This is a genomic window from Chryseobacterium jejuense, assembly GCF_900100075.1.
Taxonomy (GTDB): domain Bacteria; phylum Bacteroidota; class Bacteroidia; order Flavobacteriales; family Weeksellaceae; genus Chryseobacterium; species Chryseobacterium jejuense.
This window is the reverse complement of record NZ_FNEG01000002.1, coordinates 104,374-120,357: the sequence shown is the minus strand read 5'-3', so window position 1 is coordinate 120,357 and position 15,984 is coordinate 104,374. Positions and strand designations below refer to the sequence as shown.

At 35.8% G+C, this 15,984-nt stretch carries 15 protein-coding genes; 9 read left to right on the top strand and 6 right to left on the bottom strand.

Going from position 1 to position 15,984, the window contains the following annotated elements; all coding sequences use genetic code 11:
• Positions 1 to 310 precede the first annotated feature (310 nt).
• The 3 genes from BLS98_RS06165 to BLS98_RS06155 are packed head-to-tail and all read left to right on the top strand — an operon-like array spanning position 311 to position 5,841.
• Entirely contained in the window at positions 311 to 1,585 is a 1,275-nt protein-coding gene (locus BLS98_RS06165; protein ID WP_089734659.1) for a TolC family protein, read from the top strand.
• Positions 1,586 to 1,633: 48 nt separating this feature from the next.
• Entirely contained in the window at positions 1,634 to 2,743 is a 1,110-nt protein-coding gene (locus BLS98_RS06160) for an efflux RND transporter periplasmic adaptor subunit (protein WP_228436008.1), read from the top strand.
• Entirely contained in the window at positions 2,743 to 5,841 is a 3,099-nt protein-coding gene (locus BLS98_RS06155) for an efflux RND transporter permease subunit (protein ID WP_089734655.1), read from the top strand. The genes BLS98_RS06160 and BLS98_RS06155 overlap by 1 nt, the downstream gene beginning before the upstream one ends.
• Before the next feature lie 66 nt (positions 5,842 to 5,907).
• Here BLS98_RS06155 and BLS98_RS06150 read toward each other — a convergent pair whose 3' ends face one another.
• Both BLS98_RS06150 and BLS98_RS23230 read right to left on the bottom strand, forming a co-directional pair.
• Positions 5,908 to 6,663, bottom strand: a complete 756-nt coding sequence (locus BLS98_RS06150) for a DUF5995 family protein (RefSeq protein WP_089734653.1) — start codon at positions 6,661 to 6,663, stop codon at positions 5,908 to 5,910.
• 71 nt (positions 6,664 to 6,734) lie between these two features.
• Positions 6,735 to 6,971, bottom strand: a complete 237-nt coding sequence (locus BLS98_RS23230) for a hypothetical protein (protein ID WP_146752538.1) — start codon at positions 6,969 to 6,971, stop codon at positions 6,735 to 6,737.
• 261 nt (positions 6,972 to 7,232) lie between these two features.
• Between BLS98_RS23230 and BLS98_RS23225 the strand changes: the two genes are divergently transcribed.
• A complete protein-coding gene (locus BLS98_RS23225) occupies positions 7,233 to 7,400 on the top strand; it encodes a bacteriocin-like protein (protein ID WP_167356180.1) in 168 nt (55 codons plus the stop codon).
• A 165-nt stretch (positions 7,401 to 7,565) separates the two neighbouring features.
• A complete protein-coding gene (locus tag BLS98_RS23220; protein ID WP_167356179.1) occupies positions 7,566 to 7,736 on the top strand; it encodes a bacteriocin-like protein in 171 nt (56 codons plus the stop codon).
• A gap of 39 nt (positions 7,737 to 7,775) precedes the next feature.
• On the opposite strand, the gene BLS98_RS06140 is transcribed toward BLS98_RS23220, so the two are convergent.
• The 4 genes from BLS98_RS06140 to BLS98_RS06125 form a co-directional block, all read right to left on the bottom strand.
• Positions 7,776 to 8,246, bottom strand: a complete 471-nt coding sequence (locus tag BLS98_RS06140; RefSeq protein WP_089734649.1) for a YciI family protein — start codon at positions 8,244 to 8,246, stop codon at positions 7,776 to 7,778.
• Positions 8,247 to 8,345: 99 nt separating this feature from the next.
• Positions 8,346 to 9,947: a GEVED domain-containing protein gene (locus BLS98_RS06135; RefSeq protein WP_089734646.1), complete on the bottom strand. Its 1,602-nt coding sequence runs from the start codon at positions 9,945 to 9,947 to the stop codon at positions 8,346 to 8,348.
• 278 nt (positions 9,948 to 10,225) lie between these two features.
• Positions 10,226 to 11,404 carry a nicotinate phosphoribosyltransferase gene (gene pncB / locus BLS98_RS06130; protein WP_089734644.1) on the bottom strand — a complete coding sequence of 393 codons (1,179 nt, stop codon included), beginning with the start codon at positions 11,402 to 11,404 and terminating at the stop codon, positions 10,226 to 10,228.
• A 94-nt stretch (positions 11,405 to 11,498) separates the two neighbouring features.
• Positions 11,499 to 11,975: a Dps family protein gene (locus tag BLS98_RS06125; protein WP_089734641.1), complete on the bottom strand. Its 477-nt coding sequence runs from the start codon at positions 11,973 to 11,975 to the stop codon at positions 11,499 to 11,501.
• A 207-nt stretch (positions 11,976 to 12,182) separates the two neighbouring features.
• On the opposite strand from BLS98_RS06125, the gene BLS98_RS06120 reads away from it, so the two are divergent.
• From BLS98_RS06120 to rpsG, 4 genes are all read left to right on the top strand, one after another.
• The gene (locus tag BLS98_RS06120; protein WP_111994872.1) at positions 12,183 to 13,775 is read left to right on the top strand and encodes a hypothetical protein; all 1,593 of its coding nucleotides are present in this window, start codon (positions 12,183 to 12,185) and stop codon (positions 13,773 to 13,775) included.
• 154 nt (positions 13,776 to 13,929) lie between these two features.
• Complete coding sequence (locus BLS98_RS06115) at positions 13,930 to 14,889, top strand: sulfatase-like hydrolase/transferase (RefSeq protein ID WP_089734637.1); 960 nt, start codon at positions 13,930 to 13,932, stop codon at positions 14,887 to 14,889.
• Positions 14,890 to 15,070: 181 nt separating this feature from the next.
• Positions 15,071 to 15,484 (top strand): 30S ribosomal protein S12, encoded by a 414-nt coding sequence (gene rpsL, locus BLS98_RS06110; protein ID WP_002983146.1) that lies wholly within the window; start codon positions 15,071 to 15,073, stop codon positions 15,482 to 15,484.
• 23 nt (positions 15,485 to 15,507) lie between these two features.
• The gene (rpsG, locus tag BLS98_RS06105) at positions 15,508 to 15,984 is read left to right on the top strand and encodes a 30S ribosomal protein S7 (protein ID WP_089734635.1); all 477 of its coding nucleotides are present in this window, start codon (positions 15,508 to 15,510) and stop codon (positions 15,982 to 15,984) included.

The following is a 15,984-nucleotide window of genomic DNA, read 5'->3' as shown; positions in this document are numbered from 1 at the left end:
GGCTAAAGCCAGTGGAATGCTAATTTAAATGTAAACGGACTAAAGTCCGTTTCTATTGATGTTAATCTCCCACGGATTTTCACAAAGTTTTGTGGATAATTCTTTTGCGTAAAATAGTAGTGTTGTTTGTGAAACGTATTATTGCAATTCGTGTTAAAAAAATCTGCGTAATCTCCATGATCTGCGAGAATTAAAAATAAATCCCAACCTATTCTAATCAAACTCTAATGTTGGCCTAATTGAATTTTAATTTCATTCGAAATTGGCTCTAATATTAGGAGAATAGCTTTGTGGTCTTAAATAAGAGACCTTGAAGAAGATTTTTTTTACCCTATTTTATATTCATTGTTTTAGTTTCTTTTCTGCGCAGGCTTCAGATACTTTGAAGATCAGCAGAAAGGAGGCTGAAACAATTTTTCTTGCCAATAATCTAGATATTATTGCCCAAAAACTGGAAATTTCCCAGGCAGAAGCCAGAGCGCTCCAGGCTAAATACTGGCCTAACCCTAAATTAAGCATCAGTGAAGTTAATCTCTGGAGAACTTATGATATTGAAGAGCAGCCTGCGCTTATTGGAAACTGGGGGAAGAATACCCAGATCTCTGCAGAAATAGAGCAGGTGATTCAGACGGCAGGGAAACGAAGAAAAAATATAGAATTACAGAAAATTGAAGTAGAAGGCGAAAAATACGAACTACAGGAAGTATTACGCGAACTCAAAAAGACCTTAAGAAACTCAGTTACCGATATTTTATACAATCAGGAACAACAGAAAATTTACCAAGGTCAAATTGCTTCTATTGAGAAACTAACAAAATCTTACAACAATCAATTAAACCTTGGGAACATCAGTAAGGCAGAATATATCCGTCTGAAAGCGCAGGAAATTGAATTCAAGAAAAAACTTGTGTCCTTGAAACAGGAAATTGAAGACCAGCAGGCAGAACTGAAAGCTTTACTGATGATTCCATCTCATTCTTATCTTGTGATTTCGGATTCATTTACTATGCCGGAAAAACAGCTTTCAGAAATTGAACTTACGCAATGGCTGGAAAAAGCAAAAGAAAACCGTCCGGATATTATGATTGCGAAGAATAAAGAAAAGCATGCTGCCAAGAACCTTGAAATTCAGAATGCAATGAAAACTCCGGATGTAGCTGTTTCTATTGGCTATGATCGTGGTGGAAATATTATGAAAGACTTTATCGGATTAGGCGTTTCAGTAGACCTTCCCATTTTCGACAGAAATAAAGGAAACATTCAGGAGGCCAGACTTGAAATTGAAAAAAGTAAAAATGAAACCCGTAAAAATCAGTTGAAATCTGAGAATGAAATTGTCTCTGTTTTCAGAAACTATATCCGTACCCAAGAGGTCTCAGAAGAAATTGATGAAGCCTACGAATCTACATTAGATGGTTTATTGGTAAGCCATGAAAAAAACTTCAGACTCAGAAATATAAGCATGCTGGAATACATGGATTTTCTGGAGACCTACATCGGTAATAAAATGATCATACTGGATACTAAAAAAGAGCTTAATCAATATTATGAGAACCTGCAATATGTTGTTGGACAGGATTTATAAATAACCATTAAGCATGACCTTAAAAAATATGAACATCTAATTATGAAAATGAACACTACTAAATATATCGCAGTTATTTATCTGTCTGCCTTGGTAACTCTTACGGGCTGTAAAGATCAGAAACCAGCCAATGAAGCTGAAAAAGGATATTGCATCAGTCAGGAACTTAAAAAAGATATTAAGCTGGCCAAAGCAGAAATGCTTCCTATTGAAGAAAGCATCACTCTTACCGGAGAAGTGGAAAGCAATTCTGATAAAACAGTTCCCTTTGTAAGCCTTGTGGATGGAGTAGTTACTGATACTTATTTTTCCCTTGGAGATTATGTGAAAAAAGGACAGGTTCTGGCTTCCGTAAAAAGTACAGCTGTTAATGAAATGCAGGATGATACCCAGACATTACAGGCTCAACTTGCGGTAGCAAAAAGAAAATTGGCTTCAGTAGAGGCTATGTACAAAGATGATATTGCCTCTCAGAAAGATCTTCAGGAAGCAAGAGCTGAAGTAACGATCCTTCAGTCTAATATTTCTAAAACGCAAAAGAATATGCAGTTGTATTCTGCCGGAGGGAGCACACTACAGATTAAAGCACCTGCAGATGGCTATGTGATAAGCAAGAATATCTCTAAAGGAATGCCTGTAACTGCGGGTGGTGACCAGCTTTTTACCATTTCCAATCTGGATAAGGTTTGGGTAATGGCGAATGTATATGCTACCAACATGAGACATGTATATGTAGACCAGCCTGTAGTGGTGAAGACTTTAGCGTATCCTGATGACAGCTTTGCAGGAAAGATCAACAATATTTCTCAGGTTTTTAATGAAAATGAAAGAGTATTGAAAGCGAAGATCATCATGGATAATAACGGAATGAAGCTAAGACCCGGAATGTCTGCAGATGTTGTTTTACCTGTTAATGCGCAAAATAAAAGTGCTTTGGCTATTCCTGCAAAAGCTTTGATCTTCGATAATAATCAAAGTTATGTAGTTGTGTATAAAAAAGACTGTGAACTGGAAATAAGACCTGTAACAGAAATAGCTTCTAACAGCCAATATATTTATGTAGAAGGAAATTTAAAACAAGGTGAAAATGTGATTGCTTCCAATGGATTGTTGATCTATGAGAACCTGAAAAATCAATTAAATACCTCTAAGAAGTAATGCGAAAATTTGTACAGAATATAGTTTCCTTCTCCTTAAAAAACTCGCTGATTGTTCTTTTGGGAACTTTCCTGTTGTTAGCCGGAGGAATCTATTCTTATATACACACCCCGATTGAAGCATTTCCGGATGTAACCAATACCAGAGTAAGAGTAATTACCCAATGGCCGGGAAGAAGTGCTGAAGAGATAGAGAAATTTGTCACACTGCCCATCTCCAAGGAAATGAATGCTATTCCGAATAAAACTTCGGTACGATCTATTTCCCTGTTCGGATTATCTGTGGTTACGGTGATTTTTGATGATCATGTCAATGATTTTTATGCCCAGCAGTATGCTTCCAATAAACTCGGTAATGTAAACCTTCCTGCTGGGGCAGAGTACAGCATTGAGCCGCCATCAGGAGCTACCGGTGAAATTTACCGTTATATCATTAAAAGTAAATTACCCATTAAAGAAGTAACGGCTATCCAGGATTGGGTGGTTGAAAGAGAGCTATTGGCTGTTCCCGGTGTTGCAGATGTAGTGAGTTTTGGTGGTGAAGAAAAAACATATGAAATAAAAATTAATCCTACAGAATTACACAATTACGACCTTTCCCCCCTGGATGTGTATGAAGCGGTTTCGAAGAGTAATATTAATGTAGGCGGAGATGTAGTGGCAAAAGGAGATCAGGCTTATGTTGTGCGGGGGATTGGTCTTTTGGAAAAGAAGGAGGATATTGAAAATATTCAGATTGAAGTAAAAGGTTCTACTCCTATTCTGGTAAAACATGTTGCCGAAGTTAAAGTGTCAGCAAAACCAAGATTAGGTCAGGTAGGGTACAATAAAGAAAATGATGTAGTAGAAGGTATTGTCATCATGCTTCGCGGTGAAAATCCAAGTGAAGTCATTGCAAGACTTAAAGACAGGATAGAGGAATTGAATGGCGGAGAATTGCCGGGCGATGTTCAGATTGTTCCGATCATTGACCGTACAGAATTGGTGAATACAACTGTTCATACTGTTTCTAAAAACCTGATTGAAGGAGTAATTCTGGTTTCCATTATTGTATTCATCTTCCTATACAATTGGAGAACAACATTTATTGTAGCATCAGTAATTCCATTAGCTTTCCTTTTCGCGATTATCATGTTGAAAATTCAGGGACTTCCGGCAAACCTGATCTCCATGGGAGCATTGGATTTCGGATTACTACTGGAAGGAACACTCGTCATCGTAGAACATGTATTTGTCGCCCTCGAACTGAAAGCTAAAAAAATCGGGCTTAGAAGGTTTAATAAAATTTCCAAACTTGGAATCATCAAGAAGAGTGCAGGAAGTGTAGCAAGTTATATTTTCTTTGCTCTATTGATTCTGATTGTGGCCTTAATGCCGATCTTCTCTTTCCAGAAAGTAGAAGGAAAAATGTTCTCTCCTTTAGCATTTACATTGGGATATGCTCTGTTAGGTTCATTGATCCTAAGTTTGACCTATGTGCCAGCGATGTGTAAGCTTTTACTAACCAAAAATATTGAGGAGAAAGAAAACTTTATTTCAAGATTCTTCAAAGTGAACATCTATAGAATCTATGAATTTAGTGTTCGCCATAATAAAGGCTTTATGATTGGTTTCGTTGCCTTACTTGCTTTATGTGGCTGGAGGTTTTCAAACTACGGTTCGGAATTCTTACCTAAGCTGAATGAAGGAGCTATTTATGTGCGTGCTACGCTTCCAAATAGTGTAAATCTGGATGAATCCGTACGATTAACCAAAGAGATGAAGGAGATTTTGATGAAGTACGATGAAGTGAAATTCGTCATGACTCAAACTGGTCGCCCTAATGATGGAACAGACCCCACAGGATTCTTTAATATTGAATTTAATATCCAGCTGAAACCGGAAAATGAGTGGAAGAAGAAAATTTCCAAAGATGAACTCCTCGAACAAATGAGAGTTTCTCTTGAAAAATATCCGGGAATCAATTTTGGATTCAGTCAGCCGATCCAGGATAACGTAGAAGAATATGTAGCTGGAGTAAAAGCGCCGCTGGTAATTAAAATATTTGGGAATGATTTATTTCAACTTGAAAATTATGCCAATCAGGTAGCGAATTCCATCAGAACCGTTCCGGGAATTTCAGATGTGAATGTCTTTAAAAACATTGGACTTCCGGAACTCAGAATACAGCTTCATGATTCCAAAATGGCAAAGTATGGAGTTTCCACAGCAGATGCTCAGGCGGTGATTGAAATGACCATTGGTGGACAGGCCGCTACCAAGTTCTACGAAGAAGAAAGAATGTTTGATGTGATGCTCAGATTCGATAAAGAGTATCGTGATACTCCTGAAAAGATGGGAAATATTCTGATCCCGACCCAGGATAATAAAAAAGTACCATTGAAAGAAATTGCAACCATTGATTATCATACCGGGCCATCATTTATTTATCGCGAAGGAAACAGCAGATATATTGGGGTAGGATTCAATATTGAAGGGCGTGATTTGGGAAGTACCATTAAAGAAGCCAAAGAAAAGGTAGAAAAAGAAGTAAAACTTCCGAAAAGCCATAAAATGACTTGGGCCGGTGAGTTTGAAAGTAAGGAAAGAGCAGCAAAGCAGTTGGCTATGGTAGTTCCTATTTCATTGGTACTTATTCTGATGCTGCTGTATTTCAACTTCGGGAATGTAAAAGATACTTTGATTTCCTCCATTACATTAGCCTTTGCATTCATCGGAGGGTTTTTATCCCTTTGGTTTACGGGAACCATCTTTGGAATCTCCGCAGGAATTGGTTTTATCATCCTTTTTGGAGTGGCTACTATTGATGGTATCGTTTTGATTGGAGTGATGAAGGAAAATCTTCAGAATAGAATGTCTCTTAAAGAAGCAATTTCTGATGGGGTAAAAAGCAGAATCCGTCCGGTTGTGATGATTGCACTAATGGGATCTATGGGACTTCTTCCGGCAGCCATGTCCAACGGAATGGGGTCAGAAATTCAAAAACCTTTAGCTATTATGATTGTAGGTGGATTAATTATCTGTATGCTGCTGTCATTTACCATATTACCAATTGTGTTCTATTATGCTTATCGTAAAAAGCATAAAGAAGCAATGTAGTTTCTTTTTATTTGTTCATTATTTGGCCGGGGTCCGTGAGGAAGATCCCGGCCTTTTTGTTTTCGTTTAAACTGTTTTCGCTGATTCCAGTATTTCAATATTCTTTACAATATCACTGCTTTCACATTTCTTAAGTTCTTTAAGCAGGGCAGGGGTGAGAATTTTTGGATTTAAAATTTGGGTAGCAACCTGTGCTGCAGCATAATCCACGATGTTAATTACCTGGTCTCTCAGAAAATTAGGTGTATTAGATGCAATGATGGCTGTTGCCCATGAAGTATCTCTCGCTTTGGAAATGGCAAAATCTAAAATAACATTGTCTTTCCCATTGGAAAGCTGATCGATGAGTTGTACCGGATAACATATTTTGTTCAGAGAATCCTGTACTTTCTGATTGATGGATGCAATTACATTATTAATATTCTCAAAATCCTTTTTTAAGGGATTGATTTTTCGGTATGGCATAATAGAAGCAGCAGAAACCCCAAGATCAAGATTAATATGGGCGTTCATCCCAAGAAAAATATGCTGTAATATCAGCAGATTTTTATTTTGGGTTGCTTCAAAGGCAATGTACCAGGAGTTGGTGCATTTTTTACCCTTGCTGTAGTTCTCCCATGCTTCAAGATAACGTTGTGCAAATGCAATATCCAATAGGGTCATTCGGGGATTGTCTTCGAATTTTTTTTGTTGAATTCCTTTTAAAACCTGAGCGGTCATAATACGGTAAGTACAGGCGAAATATCCAGCAGGACTTTTATTTTCTTTACACCAGATAATGATTTCATCAAGTCTTTTCAGAACTTCTTCAATAGTTTTCATGGTAGGTTTTGTTTACTTAAAGATATAAAAAAAGTGAGCTGGAAAGCTCACCTTATTTGTTATTTGTCAGATTATGGAGTGACTGTAATTGGACCTGGAAATGGTTCAAGAACCAATGGTTTGCATCTTGCAGCTGGTTCACATCTTCCCCCCATACATATAAAATTAGTCATAGTGGTTGATCCGTCGGGGCATCTGATCATGCCTTCACCAGGGCATCCTCCGGGACATTCTGGCAGATGTAAATATCCACCAAATACCTCTTTCAGATCTGTTCTCGAAAGTGGAGATAAGTTTGTTTTTTTCATGGAATTGATTTTTTAGTTTATGGTGTTTGTAACTTACTTATATTCAGTTTTGTAAGTTTATTTTTGATATAGCTAAAGTAATGAAAAATAATTCTTTATACTAGGAGATATTATTAAATTAAATGCTTTTGTTTATTTATATTTGTTTGGAATATAAATAATTAAGTAATTATTGGCGTGTTTAATTCTAAATAAAAAGCAATAATCAAAGAGATATCCGAAAATCTTAAAGAGTAGGAATAAAACCCAAAAAGAATGGCTATGAAAAATTTAAAAAACTTAAACAGAAAAGATTTGAAAACTGTTTTAGGAGGGGTCGCTTCAGAATGTGAAACTCCTGTAGATGGAATGTGTCCGGTAGGCTTTACATTCTGCAGTAACCCTTATTGTTGCTATCCGGTGAGAAGACCACATATCTGTATAGACTAAAAATAAAAAAATCCCTCAATTGAGGGATTTTTTTTAATTTGTTGATAATTGTTTGGAATTTAGCTAATTAAAAAATAAATTGTATATTTATTTTTAGATAAAGAGAAATAAAAGAGGAATCCGAAAATCTTAAAGAGTAGGAAGCTAAAATTAAACTAAATAACTATGAAAAATTTAAAAAATTTAAACAGAAATGAGTTGAAAACTGTTTTAGGAGGTGCTGCAGCTGTATGCCTGGTACCAGTGGATGGAGGATACTGCCCGGCAGGTTATACATACTGTAGCAATCCTTATTGTTGCTATCCACCAAGAAGACCGTTTATCTGTATGGACTAGAAATAAAGAATCCCTCAATTGAGGGATTTTACTTTATTTTTAAGGATTATCTTTTGAAATTTCGTCATGATATTTCAGATACAGAGGCAGAGCTGCTGAACCGTACCAGGGAAATATTTCATAACTGAAAACTCCGGCCTGAACTGCAGGATCCGTTTTCACCCATTGCTCAGCTTCTTCCTTAGATTTTGTATTGAAAATAAACATTCCGCGGTAATTTTCCTTATTCTTCTCCAGAAAAGGTCCTGCTACCACGATCTTCCCTTCATTAGCCAGTTTACCAATATTTTCCATATGCCCTTTCATTAAAGAACCCATTTTGGCTTTATCTTCAATTTTTGCAGTTCCTGTTGTAAGCATTACAATAGTATAAGGCTTCATTCCGTATTGGTCTGCTCCCAGTGAAGTGGCCAGTTCTTGGTTGAATTTGGGTTTATCGATCTTCTTCTCCTGGGCAAAAGATAATGTGAATGTAATTAGAGAGAGTATGAGTAGTATTTTTGAAACCATAATATTTATTTTTATAAAGATAATAAAACCTTATAAGTTTGGGTTGAAAAAGTAAAAGCGGCAGTTTACTGCCGCTTTATCAATATATTTTATGGTATATTACTTCTTAATTGCTTTCAAAGTTTTTACACTTCCATCTTCCATTTGAAGACCAATCAGGTAAAGACCTGAACCTAGATCAGAAAGATTAATTTCATTGCTTGCTTTAAGTGTTTTCAATTGTCTGCCAGCAACATCTGTTACAGTAACTGATTTCACTCCTTTTGTATCAGAAATGTGTAAAATATCTTTAAATGGATTAGGGTAAATAGAAATTTCTGCTTTTTTGTTTACTCCCACTTCAGAGGTTGCCAATGAAGCATCAGTCACAGTAATAGTATAGTCTTCTACTTGCCCTTCACTTACATCAGCGCATGGGTTTGATAATTCTGCTCTTACAGAGGTTGTTGAGTCGTTAAATTGATATTTAACTCTCATTCGGGTATTACCTAAAGTAGCATTAGCCGGTACTGGAATACTTTTATTAGCAGTAATCGTACCACCTAATGCTGCTGCGCCCCCTGCAAAATCGGAGGTTACAAAATAGGCTTCTCCAGCATCAGTGAAGCTTCCGTTCTGGTTCCAATCTATAAATACTGTAAATCCAAAGCGGTTATTGGTTCCTAATCCGGCTCCCTGAAGAGTGATTGGATAAGCAGTGCCTCTGTTTACCGTAGCTATTTTACTAGTGAAATTCTCATGGGCAACTGTTGTTGATGTAGATGGATTAGTCATGTTGCTAAACTGGATATTAGATATGGAGTAGGTTCCAAGTTTAGAGGTAAGAGGTCCACAATAAGGAAGAAGTGCATTAGTTCCAATTGTGAAAGATATTTCCTGGCATCCTGAAGCATCCCCTAAAGAATTAGTTGGAGTAACAGTTACATAAAGAGGTGTATTTTGTGGGAAAGCACCGGCAAGTGTTGGAGTGAAGGAGGTATCTGAGATAGTTCCCGAATAAATATTTGAGCCTCCTGATGTGGTCCCAATTTTTAATTTATACGATTCGGCTCCTGCTACGGTACCCCATGTAATTTTTGGACGTACAGAAACACCTGTTGCACCGCTGATAGGACTGCTTATTGTAGCACAGGCTGGAGCGGCAGTTACTTCTTGTTTAATACGTATATTGTCTATAAAACTATAAAAATCATAGGTAGTTCCTGTAGTTCCTAGCGTCTGTATTCTCAACTTGAAATTTCCATTTACATTTGCGCTTTCCGGGATTGTCCCTGTAAACGTTGCACAGGAAGTGTCTGTGGTTGCAAGGGTAACTGGACTTCCCACAGGTGTATAAGTAGTTCCTCCATCAGTAGAATAGGCCACATTTAGAGTGCCTCCTATGATACTGGCAGTATCATAAGCAAGTATAGAATACGAAAAAGTGATGTCAATTTTTTTACCATTAGCCGTTAGAGTTGAAGGCTTGGTATAAACTAAGTTAACAGTTCTGCTTGAAGTACCACCACCCCATACTTCCGCTCCTATAAATCCATTACCATCACAGGCGGCGGAGCCTGTATAAACACCAGCGGTACCAGTATACCCTCCGCTTATTACAAATGCTGGGTCTAGAGCATTTTCAAAGCTCTCTGTGACTAAAATCTGAGCACTGCCCATTATTGACAATGCTGTGAAACTCAAGAATAGTAGTTTTTTCATAAAATAAAGTTTTTGTTTTTCCGAATGTAACAATATTTTATGTAATTAACAAATAAACACGAATTTTAACAATTGATAATCAACTATTTATTGAATTATTAGTTTTGTTTGATAATTTTTAACACTTTGGGTTTTGGCTTGAAAGTATTAAAAAATGTAATAGTGCAGGAGCTTTGCTTTACCTGCACTAATTATTATAGAGACGTTAGACTTTATTTTTCTATAAGTGCCAGAGAAATAGGATGATGATAATTTTTATTCATCATTTCAGGCTATAGTTAATCTTTTATTCTTAAAAATTCTTTAGCCAGTTCAATCATCTTTGGGTCACCCGTATATTTTCCATGTTCATCAGAAAGTTTTACCGTAGGAATCCATTCTTTATTAGGAGCTTGTACACCGATAAGTTTCATGACTATATTCATCGGTTTTAAGCCAACATCATTGGTAAGGTTGGTTCCTATTCCGAAAGATATACCTATTTTCCCTCTACAATAGTTGGTAATTTCTTCTACTTTTTCAAGATTTAAAGCATCTGAGAAAATGATATATTTAAACATCGGATTAATGCCGTTTTTTTGATAGTGGGCAATAGTTTTATCTGCAAATTCAAGGGCGTCACCACTGTCGTGACGTACACCATCAAAAAGCTTAGCGAATTTTTTATCAAACTGCTGGAAGAAAACATCCGTAGTGTAAGTATCTGAAAGAGCAACTCCCAGATCACCTCTGTAAACGTCTACCCAATGTTCCAAAGCCATTTCATTAGCCATTTTAAAGCCATATTCAGCAGCGTGGAACATAAACCATTCGTGAGCATGAGTTCCGATAGGTTTTACTCCATATTTCATAGCAAAATGTACATTGGAACTTCCGATGAAGGTAGAATCTTTTTTCTGTGTCAAAGCTTCCATTACCAGATTTTGTACCTTATAAGAATGTCTTCTTCTTGTTCCGAACTCTGCAAATGTTACTCCAAGCCGGCCCAAAGAATCTGCTTTCTCAATGGTTTTGCTCATCACTACTTCATTGGAGTCTCTCTCCATATGATTCATTTCATAATGTAGTTCACTTATTAGTGCCAATAGGGGAACTTCCCAAAGAATTGTTCTGTACCAAAGACCTTCAACAATGACAGAAAGATCTCCACCTTCCTGACGAATTTTAACTTCAGACGGATCATAGTGGTAACCTTCCAGGAAGTCCAAATAAGGAAGATCAATATAAGGGCATGTTCTGGCCATGAATTTTTTTTCATCCTTGGTAAGTTTAAGTTCGGCCATTTTATTAACAGCTTCTCTTAATGCCACATCAAAACCTTCCGGAAAATGGTGTTTTCCTCTGTTAATGAATTCATATTTAACAATAGAACTAGGGAAAAGTTTTACCACTGCATTCTGCATGGTTATTTTATAGAAATCGTTATCTAGGATAGAGTTGAGTCTTACGTCGTTCATGATATGTGTAATTTTAACGCAAATATAAAAATTAAAAATAAAATCGCCTAAATGTAAGGCGATTTTTTTGAAATATTTTGATGATCTTATCGGTTTATTTCCCCAAATAAGAATTGTACATCCAAACTTCTTTCTCTTGCTCGGTAATGTAGTCGCTCATCTGAGAGTTGGTACCTTCATCACCTGCCTGATCTGTAATGTCTAAAAGCTCTCTCTGAAGATCAATCACAACTTTGAATGAATTTAGAATTTGTTCAACACTTTTAGTCCCATCAGTTACTTCTTTGCTTTCTTTGATGGTGGCTACTTTTAAATAATCTGAGTAGTTGTGTGCAGGAGTCGCTCCTAAGGTCAGGATTCTTTCTGCAATTTCATCAATTTTTAAAACTAAGCTATTGTAAAGTTCTTCAAACTTTGGGTGAAGCGTAAAAAACTGATCTCCTTTGATATTCCAGTGAGAACCTCTTGTGTTCTGATAAAATATAGAATAATTGGCTAAAAGTGCATTTAATTTTTCTGCTATTTTCTTGCAATCGGCTTCTTTAAGCCCAATAATACTCGCGTTTTTCATAAGTTTATCTTTTATATATCTCAAATTTACGAAATATCATGCCGAATAACTCCGTATATCAATAGATGATAACTATAAGAAAATTTTTTAAAATAGTTTGGAAGTATTAATATTGCAAATGATGAAGGTTTTACCTGTAATAAGAAGGGGAGGACTGAAATCACTGACTGAATTTTCAGCCAATCAATGTTTATATTTAATTTTAAGATGGGAATAATTCGAAATATAGGGTTACGCAGTTTCTTACTGTCTTTTACCCTTTTTTTTTCAGTATGTCTGTTGTATTATATTAATTCTGTTCTGAAAACTGACGGACATTACATCTATCTACTGGATGATGCCTACATTCACCTTGCAATGGCGAAGAATTTTGCATTGTATGAAGTATGGGGAATGACAAGATATCAGTTTTCCTCTACTTCCTCTTCTCCATTATTTACCTACATACTGAGTGTCTTGATTAAGGTTTTTGGAAACAACGATCAAATTCCGCTATATTTCAATGTTATCTTTAGCATTGCAACTCTTTATGTTCTTTCTGAATATTATGCAGAAGTTTTTAAAGAGGTTAAAAAAACAGTTTTAGCCGTACTTTTTACGACATTCTTTATTGTGCTTCCTTTGAATATTCTTTCAGGGATGGAACATGTTTTCCAGATCTTTTTGTTTGTTGTTAATATCCTTTGTCTTTCCCATTATAAAGATAGGAAGCTTGCTGTATTTGGTTTTTATTTCAGTTTGCTGTTAATGGGATTAGTCCGCTTCGAAAGTATGTTTTACTTCGTAATTCTGGCTTTTATGTTTGTTCTTGTCAGAAAATGGAAGGAGGCATTATTCATTTTACTGCTGGGATTCATACCTATCATAGCATTCTGCGCTTACAATTATCAGCAGGATGGTTATTTCTTTCCTAACTCAGTAGTGGTAAAAGGAACAAAATTAAGCCTTGATGCAAATGTTTTAGGACAGCTTAAAGTGATTTTGCTGGATAATCTTTTGCTGAATATTAGTTTTTATAAAATAGGTTTTTTTCCTCTCTTGTTGTGTGTAATATTCATTTACAGAGATGTTAGGATGAAAACATTCAGAGAAGTTTTAAAAGATAACTTTTTATTAATTGTATTCTCACTGGTAATGATCTGTCATGCTATGTTTGCCGATTTAAAAGGACTCTTACGATATGAAGCATATATTCTTACAGGTTTTTGTATGGTATTAATACTAAAATGTAAAGATCTGTTCTTCAATTTTACTAATTATATTAGAAAAGAAAAGCTGGTAAGTTTGCTTATTGCGGCAAATGTTTTTCTTATGCTATATAAATGCTGTGTGGCTCATCCTATAATGAGTAATGGAGGAAAAAATATTTATGAACAGCAGGTGCAATCTGCAAAATTTTTACATCAGTTTTATAATACTTCTAAGGTAGTAGCCAATGATATTGGAGCGATCAGCTATTTTACGAATATTCATTTATTGGATATTGCCGGTCTTGCTTCTGTAGAAACAATTCATTTTAATGAAAATAAAAAAGGGTTTGATCAAAAATTCGGGAATTTTCTTAGTAAGTATTGTCTGGATCATCAATACGATATTGCTGTTGTATATGAAGGTTGGTTGCAAGGTTATGTTCCTTCTTATTGGAAAAAAGCAGGCACTTTAAAAATTGAAGATAAGATAACTGTAGCAAGACTGGAAGTTTCTATATATTCTATAGATACGAAGAACCTGGAAGAACTGAAACAAAATATCAAAAAATTTGATTGGAATAAAAACGTTACCGTTACAATTATAGAATAGATACCAATGATAGTCTTCTTTTCAGATGTTCTTTATTTCCCGTTTTGTTGATTTTCTTCTTAAATTCTTAAGGAATAGATAACAATTTGTTAATAAACCCGGAGATTGAGTTTTCTAGCTTTGCACTCGAAATATAATATAAAGTAAAAAAGCTATGAAGAAGTTTTTCCTGTATTCTGTCTTATCATTTTTTCTGTTTTCATGCAGTAATAATGATACAGAAGCACAGATCATTAAAGACCCTAAAGTTGAAAGTAAATATCAGACTAAAAATGTAATTCTTCTTGTTGTTGACGGCCCACGTATTTCTGAAACATGGGAAGGTACCAATAAAGAGAATATCCCTAACAGGGTTAACCTATTGAATCAGGGTGTTTTCATTAGTAATTTTAAAAACAACGGTACTACAAACACCAATCCAGGACATAGTGCTATGTGTTCAGGAGTATATGAGAATATCGTTAATGACGGAACTGAATTACCAGGATATCCTTCTGTGATGCAGCAATGGTTAAAGTTTACCGGAGCAGATAAAACAAAAGCATGGGTGATTGCTTCCAAAGATAAACTGGAAGTTTTAAATGATTGTAAACTGACAGACTGGAAAGGAAAGTACCAGCCAAGTGTAGATTGTGGAGTAAGTGGAAACGGATCAGGATATAGAGCTGATGCTGTTACTATGACCAATACGAAAGAGATCATGAAAAAGTATAGTCCGAATATGATTGTGATCAACCTTAAGGATGTAGATTCATATGGACATGATAATAAGTATAATGAATACATTCAGGCCATAAGAACAACAGATGCTTCTATTAAAGAGATCTGGGATTATATTCAGTCTCTGCCTGCTTATAAGGATAAAACAACTTTAATTGTTTCTAATGATCATGGAAGACATTTGGATAGTAAAGGAGGATTCAGAAACCATGGAGATGATTGTGAGGGATGCAGACACATAGAGTTTTTTGCCATGGGACCTGATTTTAAAAAGAATACAACTATCAGCACAGGAAACTATGAGCAAATTGATATTGCAAGTACAATGGCAGAACTTTTAGGAGTTCCTGCACAATACATGAAAGGAAAAATAATAAAGGATGCCTTTAAATAAAACTTTGATTTTTTGATACTAACCTCCATTACTTAAAATGATTCAATAACATAAAAGTAATGGAGGTTTTCGGTGGTTTTGGAAACAAATGGATAAAATTTCTTGTAAAATAAAATTCCATAACTGCTTGTCAATTAAAAAAATATTATTATTTTTGCACCCTAAAATAAAAAGCAATTAAATGCCTACTATTCAACAATTAGTAAGAAAAGGAAGAGCCACGCTTGCCAAGAAGAGCAAATCGGCTGCCCTTGATTCTTGTCCACAAAGACGTGGTGTATGTACGAGAGTATATACAACTACACCTAAGAAACCTAACTCTGCACTTAGAAAAGTTGCAAGGGTAAGACTTTCTAACGGTAAAGAAGTTAACGCCTATATCCCGGGCGAAGGACATAATCTTCAAGAGCACTCGATAGTATTGGTTAGAGGCGGAAGGGTGAAAGACCTACCGGGAGTACGTTACCACATCGTAAGAGGTGCATTAGACACAGCTGGTGTAAATGGAAGAACTCAGAGAAGATCTAAGTACGGAGCTAAGAGACCTAAACCAGGACAAGCTGCTGCAGCTCCTGCAAAAGGAAAGAAAAAATAATCATTAAATAAGGTACAAAAGCAATGAGAAAGACAAAAGCGAAAAAAAGACCGTTGTTACCAGATCCGAAATTTAATGATCAATTGGTAACGAGATTCGTAAACAACTTAATGCTTGACGGTAAGAAGTCAATCGCATTCAAAATTTTCTATGATGCATTAGAAATCGTAGAAACTAAAAAAGGAGAAACTGAGAAAACAGCACTTGAAATCTGGAAAGATGCATTAACAAACGTTATGCCTCACGTAGAAGTACGTTCTAGAAGAGTAGGGGGAGCTAACTTCCAGATTCCTATGCCAATCAGAGCTGATAGAAAAATTTCTATGGCAATGAAATGGTTAATTAGCTACTCTAAAAAGAGAAATGATAAGTCTATGGCTTTGAAATTAGCTAATGAAGTTGTAGCTGCTTCAAGAGAAGAAGGTGCAGCTTTCAAAAAGAAATCTGATACTCACAAAATGGCGGAAGCTAACAAAGCTTTCTCACACTTCAAATTCTAA

Excerpts from the sequence above, each read along its gene's own strand:
- BLS98_RS06160 (WP_228436008.1), top strand. The coding sequence starts at position 1,634 with ATGAACACTACTAAATATATCGCAGTTATTTATCTGTCTGCCTTGGTA.
- BLS98_RS06155 (WP_089734655.1), top strand. The coding sequence starts at position 2,743 with ATGCGAAAATTTGTACAGAATATAGTTTCCTTCTCCTTAAAAAACTCG.
- BLS98_RS06150 (WP_089734653.1), bottom strand. The coding sequence starts at position 6,663 with ATGAAAACTATTGAAGAAGTTCTGAAAAGACTTGATGAAATCATTATC.
- BLS98_RS23230 (WP_146752538.1), bottom strand. The coding sequence starts at position 6,971 with ATGAAAAAAACAAACTTATCTCCACTTTCGAGAACAGATCTGAAAGAG.
- BLS98_RS23225 (WP_167356180.1), top strand. The coding sequence starts at position 7,233 with ATGAAAAATTTAAAAAACTTAAACAGAAAAGATTTGAAAACTGTTTTA.
- BLS98_RS23220 (WP_167356179.1), top strand. The coding sequence starts at position 7,566 with ATGAAAAATTTAAAAAATTTAAACAGAAATGAGTTGAAAACTGTTTTA.
- BLS98_RS06140 (WP_089734649.1), bottom strand. The coding sequence starts at position 8,246 with ATGGTTTCAAAAATACTACTCATACTCTCTCTAATTACATTCACATTA.
- BLS98_RS06135 (WP_089734646.1), bottom strand. The coding sequence starts at position 9,947 with ATGAAAAAACTACTATTCTTGAGTTTCACAGCATTGTCAATAATGGGC.
- pncB (WP_089734644.1), bottom strand. The coding sequence starts at position 11,404 with ATGAACGACGTAAGACTCAACTCTATCCTAGATAACGATTTCTATAAA.
- BLS98_RS06125 (WP_089734641.1), bottom strand. The coding sequence starts at position 11,975 with ATGAAAAACGCGAGTATTATTGGGCTTAAAGAAGCCGATTGCAAGAAA.
- BLS98_RS06120 (WP_111994872.1), top strand. The coding sequence starts at position 12,183 with ATGGGAATAATTCGAAATATAGGGTTACGCAGTTTCTTACTGTCTTTT.
- BLS98_RS06115 (WP_089734637.1), top strand. The coding sequence starts at position 13,930 with ATGAAGAAGTTTTTCCTGTATTCTGTCTTATCATTTTTTCTGTTTTCA.
- rpsL (WP_002983146.1), top strand. The coding sequence starts at position 15,071 with ATGCCTACTATTCAACAATTAGTAAGAAAAGGAAGAGCCACGCTTGCC.
- rpsG (WP_089734635.1), top strand. The coding sequence starts at position 15,508 with ATGAGAAAGACAAAAGCGAAAAAAAGACCGTTGTTACCAGATCCGAAA.